This is a genomic window from Methylobacterium komagatae (genome assembly GCF_042661665.1).
Taxonomy (GTDB): Bacteria; Pseudomonadota; Alphaproteobacteria; order Rhizobiales; family Beijerinckiaceae; genus Methylobacterium; species Methylobacterium komagatae.
Map to the genome: position 1 here is coordinate 1,844,343 of NZ_JBHSWN010000001.1, position 17,124 is coordinate 1,861,466.

At 68.9% G+C, this 17,124-nt stretch carries 16 protein-coding genes and 3 pseudogenes; 3 read left to right on the forward strand and 16 right to left on the reverse strand.

The genetic code is table 11. The features are described 5' to 3' along the window. Window positions 1-92: 92 nt before the first annotated feature. The 3 genes and pseudogenes from dctP (at window position 93) to ACFQE0_RS09010 (ending at window position 3,186) form a co-directional block, all read left to right on the forward strand. Window positions 93-1,115 (forward strand): TRAP transporter substrate-binding protein DctP, encoded by a 1,023-nt coding sequence (gene dctP, locus ACFQE0_RS09000; protein WP_378968892.1) that lies wholly within the window; start codon window positions 93-95, stop codon window positions 1,113-1,115. Beyond that, window positions 1,112-1,838 (forward strand): annotated as a pseudogene (locus tag ACFQE0_RS09005) (TRAP transporter small permease). The gene dctP and the pseudogene ACFQE0_RS09005 overlap by 4 nt, the downstream one beginning before the upstream one ends. Next, window positions 1,835-3,186 (forward strand): annotated as a pseudogene (locus ACFQE0_RS09010) (TRAP transporter large permease). Before ACFQE0_RS09005 ends, ACFQE0_RS09010 begins: the two co-directional pseudogenes overlap by 4 nt. Before the next feature lie 58 nt (window positions 3,187-3,244). Here ACFQE0_RS09010 and folK read toward each other — a convergent pair. From folK to ACFQE0_RS09090, 16 genes and pseudogenes are all read right to left on the reverse strand, one after another. Next, window positions 3,245-3,715, reverse strand: a complete 471-nt coding sequence (gene folK / locus ACFQE0_RS09015; protein WP_378968895.1) for a 2-amino-4-hydroxy-6-hydroxymethyldihydropteridine diphosphokinase — start codon at window positions 3,713-3,715, stop codon at window positions 3,245-3,247. Next, on the reverse strand, window positions 3,712-4,086 hold the full coding sequence (gene folB / locus ACFQE0_RS09020) for a dihydroneopterin aldolase (RefSeq protein ID WP_378968897.1): 375 nt from the start codon (window positions 4,084-4,086) through the stop codon (window positions 3,712-3,714). Before folB ends, folK begins: the two co-directional genes overlap by 4 nt. After that, a complete protein-coding gene (gene folP, locus ACFQE0_RS09025) occupies window positions 4,083-4,898 on the reverse strand; it encodes a dihydropteroate synthase (protein WP_378975386.1) in 816 nt (271 codons plus the stop codon). The genes folB and folP overlap by 4 nt, the downstream gene beginning before the upstream one ends. Window positions 4,899-4,997: 99 nt before the next feature. Beyond that, window positions 4,998-5,360: a hypothetical protein gene (locus ACFQE0_RS09030; RefSeq protein WP_378968899.1), complete on the reverse strand. Its 363-nt coding sequence runs from the start codon at window positions 5,358-5,360 to the stop codon at window positions 4,998-5,000. After that, entirely contained in the window at window positions 5,341-6,078 is a 738-nt protein-coding gene (locus tag ACFQE0_RS09035; RefSeq protein WP_378968902.1) for a hypothetical protein, read from the reverse strand. The genes ACFQE0_RS09030 and ACFQE0_RS09035 overlap by 20 nt, the downstream gene beginning before the upstream one ends. Then, the gene (pqqE, locus tag ACFQE0_RS09040) at window positions 6,075-7,220 is read right to left on the reverse strand and encodes a pyrroloquinoline quinone biosynthesis protein PqqE (protein WP_378968904.1); all 1,146 of its coding nucleotides are present in this window, start codon (window positions 7,218-7,220) and stop codon (window positions 6,075-6,077) included. The genes ACFQE0_RS09035 and pqqE overlap by 4 nt, the downstream gene beginning before the upstream one ends. After that, window positions 7,217-8,302 carry a pyrroloquinoline-quinone synthase PqqC gene (gene pqqC, locus ACFQE0_RS09045; RefSeq protein WP_378968907.1) on the reverse strand — a complete coding sequence of 362 codons (1,086 nt, stop codon included), beginning with the start codon at window positions 8,300-8,302 and terminating at the stop codon, window positions 7,217-7,219. The genes pqqE and pqqC overlap by 4 nt, the downstream gene beginning before the upstream one ends. A gap of 157 nt (window positions 8,303-8,459) precedes the next feature. Further along, window positions 8,460-9,359 carry a pyrroloquinoline quinone biosynthesis protein PqqB gene (pqqB, locus tag ACFQE0_RS09050; protein WP_378968909.1) on the reverse strand — a complete coding sequence of 300 codons (900 nt, stop codon included), beginning with the start codon at window positions 9,357-9,359 and terminating at the stop codon, window positions 8,460-8,462. A 33-nt stretch (window positions 9,360-9,392) separates the two neighbouring features. Then, on the reverse strand, window positions 9,393-9,482 hold the full coding sequence (gene pqqA / locus ACFQE0_RS09055; RefSeq protein ID WP_238204934.1) for a pyrroloquinoline quinone precursor peptide PqqA: 90 nt from the start codon (window positions 9,480-9,482) through the stop codon (window positions 9,393-9,395). A 242-nt stretch (window positions 9,483-9,724) separates the two neighbouring features. Beyond that, window positions 9,725-10,429 (reverse strand): response regulator transcription factor, encoded by a 705-nt coding sequence (locus tag ACFQE0_RS09060; RefSeq protein WP_378968911.1) that lies wholly within the window; start codon window positions 10,427-10,429, stop codon window positions 9,725-9,727. After that, entirely contained in the window at window positions 10,426-12,072 is a 1,647-nt protein-coding gene (locus ACFQE0_RS09065; RefSeq protein ID WP_378968913.1) for a sensor histidine kinase, read from the reverse strand. Before ACFQE0_RS09065 ends, ACFQE0_RS09060 begins: the two co-directional genes overlap by 4 nt. Before the next feature lie 24 nt (window positions 12,073-12,096). Continuing rightward, window positions 12,097-12,303 carry a hypothetical protein gene (locus tag ACFQE0_RS09070; protein WP_378968916.1) on the reverse strand — a complete coding sequence of 69 codons (207 nt, stop codon included), beginning with the start codon at window positions 12,301-12,303 and terminating at the stop codon, window positions 12,097-12,099. A gap of 123 nt (window positions 12,304-12,426) precedes the next feature. Beyond that, window positions 12,427-13,221: a formylmethanofuran dehydrogenase subunit C gene (locus ACFQE0_RS09075; protein ID WP_378968918.1), complete on the reverse strand. Its 795-nt coding sequence runs from the start codon at window positions 13,219-13,221 to the stop codon at window positions 12,427-12,429. Between the two features lie 3 nt (window positions 13,222-13,224). Then, window positions 13,225-14,173, reverse strand: a pseudogene (fhcD, locus tag ACFQE0_RS09080) (formylmethanofuran--tetrahydromethanopterin N-formyltransferase). Between the two features lie 91 nt (window positions 14,174-14,264). Beyond that, window positions 14,265-15,893 carry a formylmethanofuran dehydrogenase subunit A gene (locus ACFQE0_RS09085; protein ID WP_378968920.1) on the reverse strand — a complete coding sequence of 543 codons (1,629 nt, stop codon included), beginning with the start codon at window positions 15,891-15,893 and terminating at the stop codon, window positions 14,265-14,267. A gap of 31 nt (window positions 15,894-15,924) precedes the next feature. After that, window positions 15,925-16,932 carry a formyltransferase gene (locus tag ACFQE0_RS09090; RefSeq protein ID WP_417568580.1) on the reverse strand — a complete coding sequence of 336 codons (1,008 nt, stop codon included), beginning with the start codon at window positions 16,930-16,932 and terminating at the stop codon, window positions 15,925-15,927. Window positions 16,933-17,124: the final 192 nt, after the last annotated feature.

Genomic DNA, 17,124 nt, shown 5'->3' on the forward strand with positions numbered 1-17,124 from the left:
GGGGATGAAACGCCGTCGCGTGGCCGTTTGAGGGTCTGCCGCAACGTCGGCCGACGGCGAGATAGCGTCGCGTCCAATACAGGGGGAAGCCGGTGATCACACGACGCCATATCCTTGGCGCGGCCTCGGCCGTCGGCGGCCTCGTCGCCTGCCCGGCGGTTCTGCGCGCGCAGGACGCGAAGGTCCTGAAGCTGTCGCACCAGTTTCCGGGCGGCACGCTGGAAGAGGGCGATGCCCGCGACCGCATCGCCCGCCGGTTCGCCGCGGAGGTCGAGAAGCGCACCAGCGGCGGGCTCAAGGTGCAGGTCTACCCGACCTCCTCGCTGATGAAGACGCTTGCGCAGTTCAGCGCCGTGCGGAAGGGCGCGCTGGACATGAGCCTCGTACCGCTCTCCTACGCGGGCGGCGAGGTGCCCGAGACCAACCTCGCCCTCATGCCCGCCGTCGTGGCGAGCTATGGTCAGGCCGCCAAGTGGCGCGATGCCAAGATCGGTGAGGAGTTCTCGAAGACGCTCGCCGAGAAGGGCGTCGTCATCATCACCTGGGTTTGGCAGTCGGGCTCCGTCGCCTCGAAGGTGAAGCCGATCCTCGCGCCCGAGGACGTGAAGGGCGTGAAGATCCGCGGTGGCGGGCGCGAGATCGACATGATGTTCCAGGCGATGGGCGGCATCGTCTCCACCATGCCGTCGAGCGAGATGTATATCGGCATGCAGACCGGCGCCCTGGAGGCGGCGATCAGCTCCTCCACCAGCCTGATCTCGTTCCGCCTGGACGAGATGACGAAGAATCTCACCGCCGGCCGTGGCCGCTCGTTCTGGTTCGTGCTGGAGCCGCTGATCATGTCGAAGATCGTCTTCGACAGCCTCAGCCCGGAGCAGCAGAAGGCGGTCCGCGACGTGGGCCGGGAGCTGGAGTCCTTCTCCTTCGCCGCCGCCAAGGCCGACGACGAGGAGCTCGTGAAGATCTACGGCGCGCGTGGCGTGCAGATCCACGATCTCACCGACGCCAACATCGACAAGTGGCGCGACCTTGCCCGGGGTACGGCCTGGAAAGACTTCGCGGGCAAGAGCGCGCGTTGCGCCGAACTCCTCAAACTGGCGGAGCAGGTTTCGTGAGCCACGGTTTCGACGCGGCCACCGCCGCATCCGAGGTCCATGCCGCGCCCGAGCCGCGCATTCCGGGGGCGCTCGGCGTTCTCGACCGCGCGTCGAAGGGGATCAACCGTCTCATCATGGGGCTCGGCGGGCTGGCGCTGTTCGGGGCCTGCCTCGTCCTCAGCTACAGCGTCGTCGTCCGCTACGTCTTCCACGAGCCCACCGAGTGGCAGGACGAGATGGCGGTGTTCCTCATCGTCGGCGCCACCTTCGGCTCGGCGGCGGCGGTGCAGGCCAAGCGCGGGCACGTTGCCATCGAGGCGCTGACCGGGCTGCTGCCCGCCTCGGTCAACCGGGTGCGCCTCATCCTCGTGGATTGCGTCAGCCTCGCCTTCTGCCTGTTCTTCACGTGGAAGAGCCTGGTCCCTCGACCATGAGGCCTGGGTCGATGGGCAGGTTTCGCAATCGACCTGGGGTCCTCCGCTGTGGATCCCTTACACCCTCATGGCGCTCGGCATGAGCCTGCTCTGCCTTCAGCTCGCGCTCCAGATCGCCGAGGCGATCCGCTTGGGCCCGAGCGGCGCGGGTTGGGCCCGCCCGAAGGTCGGCCTCGGCGCCGACATCAACCGCGATATGAAGGGGCGGCCCGACGTGACGCCCGCCGGTCCCGATCCGATGGGCAACGCCGTCCGCCCCGGCACGCAGGCCGCCAAGGCCCGGACCCAATCAGGAGTGAAGCGGTGAGCGTCGCAACGATCGGCTTCCTCTACGCGGGGGCAACCCTCGGGGCGATGCTCTCGGGCATCCCCATCGCCTTCGCGCTGGGCGCGGTGGCCCTCGCCTTCATGCTGGCCTTCATGCCCGCCGCCTCCCTCGATACGGTGGCGCAGAACGTCTACGAGGAGATGGCCTCCATCACCCTGCTCTCGATCCCGCTCTTCATCCTGAAGGGCGCCGCGATCGGCCGCTCGCGAGCGGGGCAGGATCTCTACTCGGCCATGCATGCCTGGATGCACCGCATCCCCGGCGGGCTGGGCATTGCCAACGTCTTCGCCTGCGCCTTGTTCGCGGCCATGGCGGGCTCGAGCCCGGCCACCTGCTCCGCCATCGGCTCGGCGGGCATCCCGGAGATGAGGAAGCGCGGCTACTCGCCGGGCTTCGCGGCGGGCATCATCGCGGCGGGCGGTACGCTCGGCATCCTGCTGCCGCCCTCGATCACCATGATCCTCTACGCGGTCGCCGCTGAGCAATCCCTCGGGCGGCTGTTCCTGGCGGGCATCGGGCCGGGTCTCCTGCTCGTCGCCCTGTTCGCCACCTGGGCGATGTTCCGCTTCCGCAAGGAATACGCGACCGCCAAGGAGGTGCTGGAGCGCGGCGGCCCGGCCTCGCCGATCCTGGCCGACGAGAATTACAGCATGGCCCAGCGTTTCTCGACGCTGCCGCGCGTGCTGCCCTTCGTCGTCCTGCTGACCGGCGTCATGGTCGCCCTCTACGGCGGCTACGCCACCCCTCCGAGACGGCGGGTCTCGGCGGCCTGCTGGCGCTCGCCCTGATCGCGGCGATCTACGGCGTGTGGCGGGCGAAGGACGTGAACCCGATCCTGACCGCGACGCTGCGGGAATCCACCATGCTGATGCTGATCATCGGCATGTCGCTGCTCTACGCCTACGTGATGAGCTACCTGCACATCTCGCAATCGGCGGCGGCCGCGATCGTGGCGATGCAGCTCTCGCCCTGGCTGCTGTTGGTGACGATCCTCGGCCTCGTGATCGTGCTCGGCTTCTTCCTGCCGCCGGTCTCGATCATCCTGATGACCGCCCCGATCATCCTTCCGCCGCTCAAGGCGGCCGGGTTCGATCTGGTGTGGTTCGGCGTGGTGATGACCATCACCATGGAGATGGGGCTCATCCACCCGCCGGTCGGCCTTAACATCTTCGTCATCAAGAACATCGCGCCGGACATCCCGCTCTCGGACATCATCTGGGGCACGCTGCCCTTCGTGCTGCTGATGGCGGTGGCGATCCTGATCCTCTGCCTCGTGCCGGGCATCGCGATGTGGCTGCCGGACCTGCTGCTGAGCTCGACCCGGTAGGGGGTTGTACCCCTCTCCCCGCAAGCGGGGCGAGGGGACGCTCACAAAAGCAAACGCCTCAGGCCCGCTCGATCCCCGTCCGGTCGAGCTTGGCGAGCGCGTCGCGCACCTGCTCGCCGCCGATCGTCAGGTCGGGGGCGAGGTCGGCGAGCGGCACCAGCACGAAGGCCCGCTCGCGCACGTAGCGATGCGGCAGGACGAGGCGCTCGTCCTCCACCGAAGCACCCTCATAGGCCAGGATGTCGATGTCGATGATCCGGGGTCCCCAGCGCTCCTCGCGCACCCGGCCCAGATCCCGCTCGATGGTCTGGCAGGCGTCGAGCAGGGCGTGGGGAGGGAGGTCGGTCTCGATGGCGACCGCGCCGTTGAGGAACCACGGCTGATCTGTCTTGCCCCAGGGCGGGGTGCGGTAATCCGGCGAACGGGCCACGACCCGGATGCCGGGCACAGAGGCGAGCAATTCGACCGCCTTGCCGAGGGTGGCGGCCATGTCGCCGATATTGCTGCCGATCCCGAGCCACGCCTTCACCGCGCCCCCTCCCGGCGGCGGGTGATGGTGACGCCCGCACGGTCCAGGATCGCCGGGATCGGCGCGCTCGGCTTGTCGACCCGTACCGTAATTGCGGTGATCGCGGGGAAGCCCGCCAGGATCTCCTGCGCGATGGTCTCGGCCAGGGCTTCGATCAGCTTGAACCGACGCTCGGTTGCCACCGACACCGCGATGGCCGTGAGGTCGGCGTAGCTCACCGTCAGGGTCACGTCGTCCGCCCGGCCGGCGGGGGCGAGGTCGAGCTCGGCGTCGAGGCCGAGATAGAAGCGCTGACCCAGCACCTCCTCCTCCGGTAGCACGCCATGCCGCCCGAAGACGGCGATCCCCTCGACGCGAACATGATCGCTCATCGGCGGCTCTCCGGCCGCATCACCGCATCGACGACGCGCATCGCATCGACATGGGCAGCGACGTCATGGACGCGCACGATGTCGGCGCCGAGCGTTCCCGCCACGGCATGGGCGGCGAGCGAGCCGTAGAGCCGGTCGGCGGGCTTGGTCTCCTTGTCGTGCAGCCGCCCGAGAAGGGATTTCCGCGAGACGCCCACGAGCAGTGGGAAGCCCAGGGCGCGGATCTCGGGAAGGCGGCGCAGGGCCTCGAGATGCTGCTCCCAGGTCTTGCCGAAGCCGACGCCTGGATCGAGCACGATATCCCCGTCGGGGATACCCGCCTTCCGGGCGATGGTCAGCGATCGCTCGAAGAAGGCGAGCATGTCGGCGACGATGTCGATCGCGGGATCGATCGACTCGCGGTTATGCATGATCATGACCGGCGCCCCGTGTGCGGCGGCGACGGTGGCGATGTCCGGCTCGCGCTGAAGGCCCCAGACGTCGTTGACGATCTTGGCTCCGGCCGCGAGGGCGAGCTCGGCGGTGGAGGCCTTGTAGGTGTCGATGGAGATCGGGATCGGCAGGCGCCCGTCGAGCGCGCGGATCACCGGAAGGACGCGCGCCTGTTCCTCCTCGGCGGGAACGGGCGTATGGCCCGGCCGGGTCGATTCACCCCCGATATCGAGGATCGCCGCGCCCTCGTCGGCCAGTTGCTGGGCCTGGGCCAGAGCCTCCGCCTCTCCAGTGAAGCGGCCGCCATCGGAGAAGGAATCGGGCGTGACGTTGAGGATGCCCATTACGAGGCTGCGCCGCCCCAGATCGGGCAGGAGCATGGGCAGGGCGGGGGAGCGGGGCGTAGGGTCGGTCACGGGACCGGTGTGAGGGAAACGGGGGCGCCGCGCAACGGGCGGGCACCCCCGAAGAAGGGCGCATCAGCCCCGGTAGCAGCGGATCTCCGCCTCGGCCTGGGCGCGGCGCAGGTCGGCGACCTTGTCGTCGAACACCTTGGTCGATTTGAACTCGTTCGCCCGCTGGCCGATGCCCTGGCGCATGGACAGGATCGTGCTCGCCTGGACGTACTTGTCGTAAGGCAGGATCGCCGCGAGCTGATCGACCGAGCAGGAGCACTTCTCCAGGCTGTCGCGGGTCTGCCCGTTGGCGGCCATGCAGCCGAACACGTAATCCACCCGCGCATTCGTCGGGTAATCGTTCTCCTCGGCAGCCTGGCCCGGCACGGCGGCGACGCCGAAGCCAAGGGCGGCGAGGATCGCGAGACTAGCCAGCCTTCTGCTCATAGCCGAGCTTCTCCTCCAGCAACTCGCCGCCTTCGCCGTTCTTCGAGGCGGCTTCCATGGACACGATCTCGCCCGGCACGGAGGGCGAGGTCACGAAGGTGTAGGTGAGGGTGTCGAGGCCGCGCATGCGCTGGCTCTGCGCATCGCCCTCGAAGGGCCTCATCTCGATGCGCCAAGCATCGACGTCCTTGTCGCCGAAGCTCACCTTGATCGGCGTCACGGTGGCCTTCTCGCGCAGTCCTTTACGGATTGCGAGCTTCAGGTAGCGCGGATTCGCTTCCAGCACCTTCGAGAGCGCCATGATGTGGTTCTCGAGGAAGAGCGGCACGATCGGGTTGCCGGTCATATCCTCGAACGGACCCGCCGGGCGGCGGTTCAGGCCGGAGAACATCGTCACGTCCATGTCTCGGGCGTCGGGCTGCTTGCCCTTCTCGACCTTGATCGTGATCGTGTCCTGCAGCGGGGCGCCGAAGGGGCCCTTCGCGATGCCGGAGCGGCGCAGGTAATCGTAGGTGATGGTGCTGCCGGGAGGCGCGTTCTTCATCTGCGGTTGCTCGAACAGCAGGTCGCCGGCATTGGGCGAGCCCGTCTTCGGCGCGTTGACCACAGCCGGTGTCGTGGCGTTGGCTTGCGCCGGGGCGGCCGTCTCCGTGGCCGAGACCAGGGTCGGCGCGCAGAGGATCACGGCGAGGGCGGTCGCGACGTGCGTCAGTCTCACGAAGGGGCACCTTCTTTCAGCGGCGAGCGGATGTTGCTGCCGATCGTGCGGTAGACATAGTCGGGAGGCGTTTCGGCGGCCTCTTCGACGGCGAGGGAACGCACCTTGGCGTGCAGCGGGGAGAGGGAGCAGGCCGGATCGGTCGCCGCCGCATCGCCCGCGAGCGCGAGCGCTTGGCACCGGCAGCCGCCCCAATCCTTCTCCCGGCGATCACAGGAGCGGCAGGGCTCCTTCATCCAGTCCGTCCCGCGATAGGCGGTGAAGGCCGGTGACTCGCGCCAGATCTCCCCGAGGGAATGATCCGTCACGTGCCAGAATTCGAGGCCGGGGATGGTCTCCGCCGCATGGCAGGGCAGCACCTTGCCCTGCGGCGTGACGTTCATGAGCTTGCGGCCCCAGCCGCCTGCGCAGGCCTTCGGGTATTTCGCGTAGTAATCCGGCACCACGAGGTCGATGACCAGCTGGCCCTTCAGCCGTTCGCGCGCCGCTTCGACGATCCGGATCGACTCGTCCACCTGGGCCTTGTTCGGCATCAGCGCGGCACGGTTCACATAGGCCCAGCCGTAATACTGCGTGTGCGCCACTTCGAGGCGCTTGGCGCCGAGCTTCACCGCGAGGTCGATGAAGCCCTGAACCTCGTGGATGTTGCCCCGGTGGATCACCGAGTTCAGCGTCAGCGGCAGGCCGAGTTGCACCACTTTCTCGGCGAAGATCATCTTCTGCGGCTGGGCGTTCTTCAGCCCGCCGATCTTCTCGGCATTGGCCGCGTCGACGCCCTGCACCGAGAGCTGGACGTGGTCGAGCCCGACATCGTAGAGCGCCTGGAGCTTCTCCAGGGCCCCTCCGACACCGGAGGTGATCAGGTTCGAATACAGGCCGAGATCGGCGCAGGTCTTTGTGATCTCGACGATGTCGTTGCGGGCGGTCGGCTCACCGCCCGACAGGTGGACGTGCAGCACGCCAAGCCCGGCCGCCTCCGTCAGCACCCGTTGCCACGTCGCCGTGTCGAGCTCGCCAGAACGCCGGTCGAGTTCGAGCGGGTTCGAGCAATAGGGGCAGCGCAGGGGGCAGCGGTGGGTCAGCTCCGCGAGGAGCCCCACCGGTGCCGGCACATCCGGGCGGATCGGCGTGTCTGCGTTCATCGCTCCAACACTCGCTTCTCGGCGAGGCCGTCGAGCATGGTGCAGATATCCGCCTCGATCGCGCGCGGATCGGCGGCGTAGATCTTGCCCAACTCGTCGGCGATCTGGGCCACGTTCCGCGACCCGTCCACCAGCTTCAGGACGGCAACGGCGTTGTCATCGAGGTCGAAGGTGCGCTCGGGGGCGAGCAGCACGTATTTCCCGCGGGTCTCGTCGTTGCGCAGGCGCACGCCGCGCGGCAGGCGCGGGACGTCCGTTCCCTGCGTCTTCTTCGCCCCGGCGGGCTGCGGCGCGCCATCGGCCCCGGCCACGAGGCCGACGCCCGGCTGCCACGCATCCGGCGGGATCATGCCGGGGGACACGTAGGCGAAGTAGAGCGCGTCGAGCTGCACCCAGAGCACGTTGCATTTGAAGGTCAGCGCGGCCATCGCCTGGCGCTGCAATTCCGGCGTCGTCGCGTGCCGCTTCACGTAGTCGAGGGCGAAATCGGCATCCCGCGGCGCCTGGGTGAGACGCTTATCGAAATAAGCCAGCGTCTCCTTCGTAATGAAGTCGTAGTTCTTCAGCATCCCGGCGACGCGCTCGGAGATGATGGTCGGCGAGAACATCTCGGTGAGTGAGGACGCGATCGCCTCGAGCAGCGTCCGCTCGGACACGAAATGGACGTAGGCTTCCACGGCGAACTTCGTCGCCGACAGGATGCCGTCCGTGGAGAGCACATAATCGCGCGAGAAGCCGACGCCTTCCGCCAGCTTCAGCCAGCGTTCGATTCCGCCGTCGCCGGGGGCGTCGCCGTCATGGTCCACGATCCGCTGCCGCCAGATCCGGCGCAGCTCGGCATCGTGCATCCGGGCGAGGACGGCGGCGTCCTTCACCGGGATCATCGCCTGATAATAGTAGCGGTTGAGCGCCCATGCCCGGACCTGATCCTTCGACAGCTTGCCGTCGTGAAGCAGCCGGTGGAACGGATGGAGGATGTGGTACCGCCGGGCGCCGATGTCGCGCAGGGCCGCTTCCAGTTCCTCCGGGGTCAGGAGGCGTTCGCTCTCGGCGGCATCCGGGGTCGGGAAAATGGCGTTCATGGCGTTTCCGGCGTCCGTTCTCGGCTCGTGCCCGATGAGGTTCTTTGTCCGGCCCCTTGCGGGACCACCGATGCCTTGTTGCACAATGTAGGAATGCCTCGCGCAGACTCAAACCGGCGCGGCTTTCGTACTCACCCCGTCGCTCGCGCGAGGGGAGCTACAGATCCAGGCTCAGCCCGTCATGGGCGACCGTCCAACCCGCGGCTTCCACGTCGGCCCGCTCGGCCGAGCCCTCCACGAGGACCGGGTTGGTGTTGTTGATGTGGACGAACACCCTCCGCCCGATCGCCACGCCCGACAGGGCCTCGATCGAGCCGTTCCCGCCGCGCATCGGGACATGGCCCATGCGCCAGCCGGTCTTGGTGCCGACTCCGGCGCGGATCATGTCGTCGTCGTGCAGAACCGTCCCGTCGAACAGCAGGGCATCGACGCCGGCCAGGCGGCCTCGCAGCTCGTCGTTCACCAGGGCACAGCCCGGCACGTAGGCGAGGCGCTTGCCGCCCGCCTCGATCATCGCCCCGACCGTCGTCTCGGTCGCCGCCCCGATCTCCACTTCGGCCCCTTCGAGCCAGAGCGGCACCTTGCCCGGTACGGCAAACAACGTCACCGTGAGGCCGGGCAGAGGTTCGAAGGGGGTTTCCAACGCCACGTTTCGGCGGGCGACGACGCCCTCCGCCATCACGTCGAAGACGCGGTTGGCGTTCACGGATTCAAGGATGCCGGACGTAGCGTAGAGCGTGTAGGGCTGGCCCTCGCGCAGGGTCAGGAGCCCGGCCACGTGGTCCACATCGCCATTCGTCAGCAGAACCGCACGGATCGGAGAATGGCGAAGCCCCTCGCGCGGGTGCATCGCCGGATTGTCGAACAATTGCTGTCGGATATCGGGCGAAGCGTTGATCAGCAGCCAATCGCCGCCATCGGCCGAGACCGCGATGCTCGACTGTGTCCGGGGCCGGACGCGCTCAGGCTCGCTGCGGGCGAGGGAGCAGATGGGGCAGCGGCAATTCCATTGAGGAAGGCCGCCGCCCGCGGCGGAGCCGAGAACTACGACGCGCATGATGCGTCTCCCGTGTTCCCGGTCCGCTTGAACTCAGTTGAACGTGTCGATCTCGGCCGACTCGTAGCTCGTCACTTCCATGCCGACGCAGATCTCGGACACGACGGGGGCAGCCCAGGCCATGGTGTTTCTCCTTAGTAATTAGTTCACCACCATCGAAAGATCGTTCCTAAGAAGACCCTAAGACACTGATGGCGCTCTCGTTTCAGGCGCAGGACCGATATTGTCCATTTGCCAGTCGTATTCAAGCACCAAATTGCCGGATCATCCCAAATTTTTCGTGACGGAAGGCAGGAAAGGCTTGATCCATCGGCATAATTCTGCGTGGCCGCCACGTCTTGGACCAAAGTTCGAGAATGGGGACATCATTGCCGGAAATCCGGCCCCCTCGACTCGAGCATGAAGCCCTTGCCGCGCACGGTGGTGAGGACCGGCCCGCCATAGCGGACGAAGTCGGACATCTTCGAGCGGAGATAGCCGATATAGACGTCGACCACGTTCAGCGAGAGCCCACCCTGGCTGGCCCAGAGCCGGTCGAAGATTTCGGCGCGGGACACCGGCTTGCCGAGGCTTTCCATGAGCATGGCCAGCAATTCGGCCTCGCGCGGGGTCAGCCGGGCATTGGCCTCGCCGCAGGTTACGAGCCGGGTGTCGAGGTCGAAATGCAGCTTTCCGGCGACGAGGCGCGAGCGCGGCGCCTCCGCCTGCTGGCGACGCATCAGGTGCGTGCGCAGCCGCGCCACCAACTCGTCGAACTCGAACGGCTTCACGATGTAGTCGTCGGCGCCGATGGCCAGGCCCTCGGCCCGGTCGCGGATCTCGTCGCGGGCGGACAGGAACAGGATCGGCCCCGCGAAGCCGCCCTCGCGCAGGGACCGGCAAACATCGTGGCCCGACCCATCGGGCAGGCCGACATCGAGCAGCACGGCGCTCGGGGCGGGATCGCGCGCGGCCTTCAGCGCATCCCCGACGCTGTCGGCGGTGCCGACCTCGAACCCCTCCGCCTCAAGCCCTCGGGCCAGAAGCCCCCGGATGTCGATATCGTCCTCGACGATGAGGATCCGCGTCATGCGGCCGGCTCCCTCAGCTGCCCACGGATATCCGGGTGCCCGGATGCGTGTTCCATCCACGAAGTCTCCGCGGTGGGCATGTCGAGGTCGACACGCGCACCCCGTCCCGTCTCGGCCTGACCGAGCCGCATCGCGCCGCCATGCTGTTCCACCACCCAGCGCGCCAGGGCGAGGCCGATGCCGAAGCCGGTCTCGTCGGGAGTGGGCGCCCCGTCCACGCGCTTGCCCCGCTTGAACCGCTCGGTCAGTTCCGCCTCGTCCGCGCCGAAGCCGGGACCGTCGTCGCTGATCGTGATGCGCGCCGTCCGCGCCTCCACCCGCGCCAGCGCGACCTCGACGCGGGTGAGCCCGGTCGCGTGGCGCAGGGCGTTGTCGATCAGGCTCTCGATCGTCTGGCGCAACCATTCTCCGTCGGCGACGCATTCCACGTCCTCTGCGCCGGGAAGCAACGTGAGGGCGACGCGCCGCCGCGCCGCCTCCGAACTCATCGTGTCGACCGCCTCGGCCAGTACGGCGCCGACGCTGAGCGGGCGGCGGTCGAGTTCGATCTCGCCCGATTCGGAGCGGGCGACCCGTAGCAGATCCTCCACACGGCGCTTCAGCCGCTGGGCGCGCTTGCGGATGGTGGTGAAGGCGGGAACCGGATCGCTGGCGCGGGCGGCGCCGCGCATGGCGATGTCGCATTCGCCCAGGATCACGGTGAGCGGTGTGCGCAACTCGTGACTGACATCGGCGAAGAAACGGCGGCGGGACTGATCCACGGCCTCCAAGCGGGCATTGGCGGCCCGCAGGTCGGCGGTGCGGGCGGCGATGGTCGATTCGAGGGCGGCCCGGTCGGCGGCGACATGGTCTTCGCGCCGGGACAGGCGGGCGGCCATGCGGTTGACGTTGGCCATCAGGAGGCCGAGCTCGTCGCGGGATTGCACGGGCAGGCGCGTGTCGAGGGCGCCGCGCCCGATGGCGCTGGCGGCAAGCCGCACCTCGTTGATCCGCGCCAGGATCGGCCGCGTGAGGGTGCGGTAGAGGATCACCAGCAGGGCCAGGGCGACCGCTACGGCCACCACCGATGCGAGCCGCAGGCGGCTCGATAGGTCCCGCGCGGCCTCGGAGCTCTGCGTCATGCTCCGGCGCTCGGCCTCGATCAGGAAAGAGAGCGGCTGTCCGGTCATGGCGCCGAAACCGTTGAGGGCGCCCTTGATCGAGTCCTGCCGCTTCTCGGGGTCGGTCTGGCGGCTGATCAGCGACACCTGCCGGTCGAGCACCGCCCGTGCCCCGCGCAATTGCGACATCGGTCGCGAGCGCATGGCGTATTGCATCCGGTCACTCGGATCGGCGCTCGGCGGAAAGCTGCGAGCCATGGCCTCATCGACAGCGACGAGCGCCTTGTCGACGTTCACGCGGGCAATGGCCATCGCCTCGGGCTGCCCGTCCGGGTTGCCCACCGTCTCCACGGCGGCAAGGCCGAACTGGGTCAGGCGGCCGGAGAGTTCGGCCAGGAGTTCCAGGCGTCCCTGGGCGGCGAGCGTCCGGTCGACCGTGCGCTCGGCCACGCCGATCGAGGCCAGCACGGCCGCCGCCGCCAGCAGCACGAGGACGGCGCTGCCGGCGAACAGGATCGCGAACCGGGCCTTCAGGGAGCCCATGGCGTCACGGTGCCATGGCTGAGGTCACGGCTTCGGCGCGGGTGCGCCGCGGGCCGCGCAGCGCCACTTCTCGACGTGCCAGCAGGGATGCTCGTCCTGCCATTGGGCGAGGACGCTCTGCGAATTGCGGAGACAGATGAAGGCGTTCGCCGCACCCCCGCCCACCGGGATCTGCTCGTCGCGGCAGGTGGCAGGCTGGGCAATAAGGCAGGCGGACAACAAGAGTAGCAACGCGAGACCTCCCGGATGCCGGCCATCGTCTCGGGCCGGCTTGAGGCGCAGCATAATCCGGCCCGTCCCGTCCTGGACAGGCCCGGTGCCCGCGCTCCGGCGGCGCAGGCACCACGAGGGCCCTCAGGCCGAGGCCCAGATCTCGCCCTTGGCGATCGTCGCGAGGTCGCCGGAATAGCGCCGCAGGGGCTTGGCCAGCAGGGCCGCATGGGCCTCGCTGAGGCTGCCGAGCTGCTTGGCGAGGAGACGCAGGAACACGAGGTCATGGCTGCCGGTCTCGACGAAGGTCGGCGACAGGGCGCCGTGCTTGCCGACGACCAGGGTGCCCCGGCGCATGCCGTAGCCCGGCAGATCGCCCACTTCGAGAGCCGCGATCGTACCCGCGATCATGCGCGATCCGGCATGGGCGCCCGCCCGACCCGCGAGGATCAGCCCCCGGCGCATCCGGTCGCCCAGATGCGCGCCCGCCCGGCCCCGGATCACGAGGGTCGCCCCGTCGAGCCCGGCCTTGGCGGCGTAGACCGCGCCGCCCGCATAATCGCCTGCGTCACCCTCGATGGTGATGGTGCCGCCCGTGGCGCCCGAGCCCGCATAGGGACCGGCATTGCCGGTGACGGTGAGGGTGCCGCTCGCCATGCCCGCGCCGAGGCGCTGGCCGACATCGCCGACGACGCGGATCGTGCCACCCGAGAGGGAGGCGCCGACACGGTCGAGCCGCTCATGACCGCCCTCGATGGTCAGGCTGTCCGATCCGTCGAGGGAGACGGAGAAGCAGTCGCCGAGCTTCACGCTCTTGCGGCTGGTTCCGATCTCGAGGCGCTCGGCCTCGGCCTGGGACAGGCCGCTGAGCGACAGGGGGGAGATGGAGAGGAAGTCGAGGCGCTCCGGGGGCGCCTCACGTAAGGAGAGGGTGCTCAAGGCTCAGCCCTCCTGGCCGCCGGTCGGCGCGAGAAGATCGCGCAGATGGTAGTGGTGGCGGCCGAGATTGCCGCCGTAATTGCCCGCCGTGACGGCGATCAGCCCGTGCCGTTCGCCCACTTCGGTGGCGGCGTGAAGCCCCGCGCGCATCGAATCGGATACGGCTTGCGAGGTCAGAGCGTCGATGACGATCTCCAGCACCACGCCGCATTCGGGCGGCAGCGCCGATCCGGCCCGGCCCTTCAGGGTCGGGCAATAGGCGTCGTTGGTGGAGGCCATCATCCCCTTGGTGCGACCGCCGACCTTCGAGCCGGAGCGGACGATGCCGCCGGGGAAGGGCAGGATCGCGCCGGGAATCGACGAGGCTGCCTCCACCGCGATCTCGGCCACCTTCAGCGTCTCCGCGTGGGTGCGGCCGAGGAACAGCAGGTTGCCGCCACCCACGGCGCCCTCGACGGCGCGGACCGAATCCTCGCAGAGGAATTCGCCGTCCATCACCGGGATGCGCCAATAGCGGCGCTCCTTGCCCGTGGCGTCGGGCACGCGCTTGGCGATGGCGAAGCCGTCGCCGAAATAGCGGATCGCGCCGCCGAGCTTGATCTTGTTCGGACCGTCGACGCCCGCGTAGCAGGCCGTGCCGGGGCAGGTGAGGATGCACTGCCCGACCCGCTTGATGAGCTCGATCCTTCAGGCCGTTCGGCTCGAAGCCGAACAGCAGGATGCGCACGCCCGGCCGACCGTCCGGCGTGTCCTCCGGCGAGAGGATGGCGTCGATGCCCGCCTCGGCGCCGCAGCCGATCACCGAAGTGGCGAAGCCGGTCATGGTCGTGGCGGCGATCATCGCCCACTTCGCCGTGTCGTTGGTGACGACGATGGCCGTGCCGGCTACGTCGAACGCCTCGGCAAAGGTGTCGATGACGCGGATGCCGTTGAGGGTGAGGTCACTGGACATCAGACTTCGGTTCCCCGCGGGGCGATACCTTGGCCCCACAGCCCCGCCGTCGCTGCGCTCGCACTGACGGGGAGGGGGAGGGTCGTGCGCATCACGCCCGGCATGGCACGGCCTCGAAAGTCGGGCCGTCGAAGGCGGCATCCGGCACCGTGAAGCTGTCGAGCCCCGTGCCGAATCGTTCGGTGAGGTAGGTGTCGGTGCGCTTTTCCATCGCCTTGTCCGACTCGACCGTGAGGGAGAGGGTGCGACCCGCCCGCCATTCCACGACCTCGCCGTCCTCGATGATCGGCACGCCGTCCTTCAGCACCAGCTTGGCGGCGGTGAACATCGCCGTGCGGTTCGGATCGTCCCGGTAGACCGCCACATCCGCCCGCGCCCCGGCCCGCAGGTGGCCGCGATCGGTCAGGCCGAGGAGCTTGGCCGGACCCGAGCGGGTCAGCTGCGCGATCTCGGAGAGTGAGTATTCCCGATCGATTCCCGGCAGCCCGCTGCGCTCGCCGACGATGCCCGGAAGTGCCGCGATCTCGCGCTCGCGTTCGCCCTTGTCCATCAGGAGATGGATGATGCGCGGATACTGCGTGAACGGGCCACCGTTCGGATGGTCCGTGGTCAGGATCGTCCGCTCCGGATCCGGCGACAGGAGCATGATCTCCAGGCCGATCGCCCATTGCAGCGACGAGGTCGGGCCCTTCGGCCGGTACAGGAACGGCACCACGCCGCCGCCTTCGGCATCGCCCGCGTTCACCACCCACTTCTTCGGGTTGGCACCCTTCCTCCCTGCGAACTGGCGCAGAATGTCGAGGGACACCGTCACCGTCTGGCCGAACACCACCTGCCCGATATCGAGCGTGGCCTGCTTGTTGTCGCCGATGGCTCGGGCAATCCGCTCGGCGGCCGAGCGGAAGCCCTTGCCGTCATCGGTGGCGCCGTAGGCGTAGAATTGCGCATGGGCGAAGTGGATGCGCCGCCCCTCGGCGGCGTCCAGCGTCGCCATGAACGAATCGTCCGCGCCCGGCAGGCCGAGATTGTTGCAGTGGACGTGCAGCGGATGCGGCACGCCGATCTCCTCCACGGCGTCGAGGAGCGCGCCCATGATCTTCCGGGTCGTGAGCCCGTAGCAGGGAATCTCGTCATCGAGGGAGAGCTTCAGCGCGCCGTCCTTGAAGGCCGAGGCGCCGCCCGCATTGATGCACTTCACCCCGAGCCCGCGCGAGGTCGCGACGTTGAGGGCCACGAGGTCGCGAACGGCATTCCTGCCCTCGCCCTCGCGCAGGATCTGCAGCAACTGATCGTCGTTGCCGAGCACCGAGAGCGCGCCCCGGTCGAGGAGCGGGATGTCGGCCAGTTCGAGCTGCGTGGCGAGCGCATGGGTCGGCGGCATGGCCGGCTCGACGGCGGTGGTGTAGCCCATCCGCGCATAGGTCGAGCCGATCCAGGCGGCGGCCCCGCCCGCATGGGCGAAGGGATGCCCGTCGGGCGCGGCCTCGCTCACGTAGAGCTCGGGCAGCAGCAGCCGCGAGGTGATCACGTTGCCGCCTGCGATGTGCGAATGCACCTCGACGCCGCCCGCCATCACGACGCAGCCCGCCGCGTCGATCACCCTGTCGGGCTCGCGCCCCGGCGCATCGATCACCGTGCCGTCCTCGATCCAGACATCGCCGACGGCGTCGCGGGACGCGGTCGGATCGACGACGCGCCCGCCCCGGATCACACTCAGCATGCGGTGCCACTCCTCGCCGCAAGACGCTCGTTCAGCCGCCCCAGAACGGAGGCGGCCGAGGGCAGGTCCGCCGGGGCGGATCCCCCGTCTGGGCCGGCCAGTAGGTCAGGGCGCCCCGGGTCTCGTTCCACAGCACCCCGCCGATGTCGCGGCCGGGCACGCCCACTGCGATCACCACCTCGGCGGCATCGGGGTTGGCTTCGCCCACCAGCGCGATCGACGGCACCTGGCCCAACCAATCCGGCCGGTCGGTGGGCAGGGAGGCGATCCACAGGGCGGCATCGGCCTCGCCGGAGGCCACCTGCCGCGCGGCGTCGAAACGCCAGGGATCGTGTTCGGGCACACGGCGGCCGAGGCCGACGCGCGGCGCCTGACCCGTGGTCCAGGCCGACACGGGCACCACGGCCCGATCCTGGTTCCGCCCGCCGGACACAGCGAGGGAGAAGGCGCGCGTCCTGTCGTTCAGATCGACCACGAGACCCTGCACGGTCTCGACGCCCATCTCGCCAATCTCGGCGGGGTCGTAGAGCACCGCCACGTATTGCGCGGCGGCGAGCGTGGCCGCCAGCGCGCCGATGGGCGATTCCTCGGCGAGATGCCCCCGGAGATAGGCCCGCAAGCGCGCCAGCTCGGTGAGCACGCCGCCTTCGTTGGTGCTGTCCAGCCGCAGCAGCTGGCGAGCGGCGCCCGCAGCACGGCCCCGCGTCGGTGCGGTGGCCTCGATGCGGCCGAGAAGCTCGCTCTTCGCAGGGGAGGTCCCGAGCACCAGCACGGCATCGGCCCGTCCGACCACCTCGGCGGGGGTCGAGGTCATGGCGCCGACGCGGCTCAGCGCGCCGAGCCCGGCATAGGTGCCCGCCGCGCCATCGGTGTCGAGGGAGGCGCCCACGCGCCCGGCGAGATCGAAGGCCGCGCGGATCGCGGAGACTTCGGCGTTGAGGCCGGCGATGACCGGCGTCCTGGCCGCGCCCAACAGATCGGCGGCCGCTGCGATAGCGGCCTCGATATCTGTCGCCGCGCCTTTGACCCAGGCTGGCATAGCTCCCCTCGCTCGATCTTTCTTTCGATCCGGGGACCGGAGGGCCCGAGGAATCGTGAATGTCTGTCGGGCGGGCGACGGCCGTAAGACCGGATGAGCGGGCTCCCTTGGGAAATCCCGCCGGCTCGGAATGGCCTGCCCGCCCCGTGGTGCGGGGCGAACGGCAAACTCGGCGCGCCGTCGCGGCCGTAG

Excerpts from the sequence above, each read along its gene's own strand:
- ACFQE0_RS09090 (WP_417568580.1), bottom strand. The coding sequence starts at position 16,932 with ATGCCAGCCTGGGTCAAAGGCGCGGCGACAGATATCGAGGCCGCTATC.
- pqqA (WP_238204934.1), bottom strand. The coding sequence starts at position 9,482 with ATGGCCTGGGCTGCCCCCGTCGTGTCCGAGATCTGCGTCGGCATGGAA.
- pqqB (WP_378968909.1), bottom strand. The coding sequence starts at position 9,359 with ATGCGCGTCGTAGTTCTCGGCTCCGCCGCGGGCGGCGGCCTTCCTCAA.
- folB (WP_378968897.1), bottom strand. The coding sequence starts at position 4,086 with ATGAGCGATCATGTTCGCGTCGAGGGGATCGCCGTCTTCGGGCGGCAT.
- ACFQE0_RS09065 (WP_378968913.1), bottom strand. The coding sequence starts at position 12,072 with ATGGGCTCCCTGAAGGCCCGGTTCGCGATCCTGTTCGCCGGCAGCGCC.
- pqqE (WP_378968904.1), bottom strand. The coding sequence starts at position 7,220 with ATGAACGCAGACACGCCGATCCGCCCGGATGTGCCGGCACCGGTGGGG.
- ACFQE0_RS09030 (WP_378968899.1), bottom strand. The coding sequence starts at position 5,360 with ATGAGCAGAAGGCTGGCTAGTCTCGCGATCCTCGCCGCCCTTGGCTTC.
- folP (WP_378975386.1), bottom strand. The coding sequence starts at position 4,898 with ATGCTCCTGCCCGATCTGGGGCGGCGCAGCCTCGTAATGGGCATCCTC.
- ACFQE0_RS09060 (WP_378968911.1), bottom strand. The coding sequence starts at position 10,429 with ATGACGCGGATCCTCATCGTCGAGGACGATATCGACATCCGGGGGCTT.
- pqqC (WP_378968907.1), bottom strand. The coding sequence starts at position 8,302 with ATGAACGCCATTTTCCCGACCCCGGATGCCGCCGAGAGCGAACGCCTC.
- ACFQE0_RS09085 (WP_378968920.1), bottom strand. The coding sequence starts at position 15,893 with ATGCTGAGTGTGATCCGGGGCGGGCGCGTCGTCGATCCGACCGCGTCC.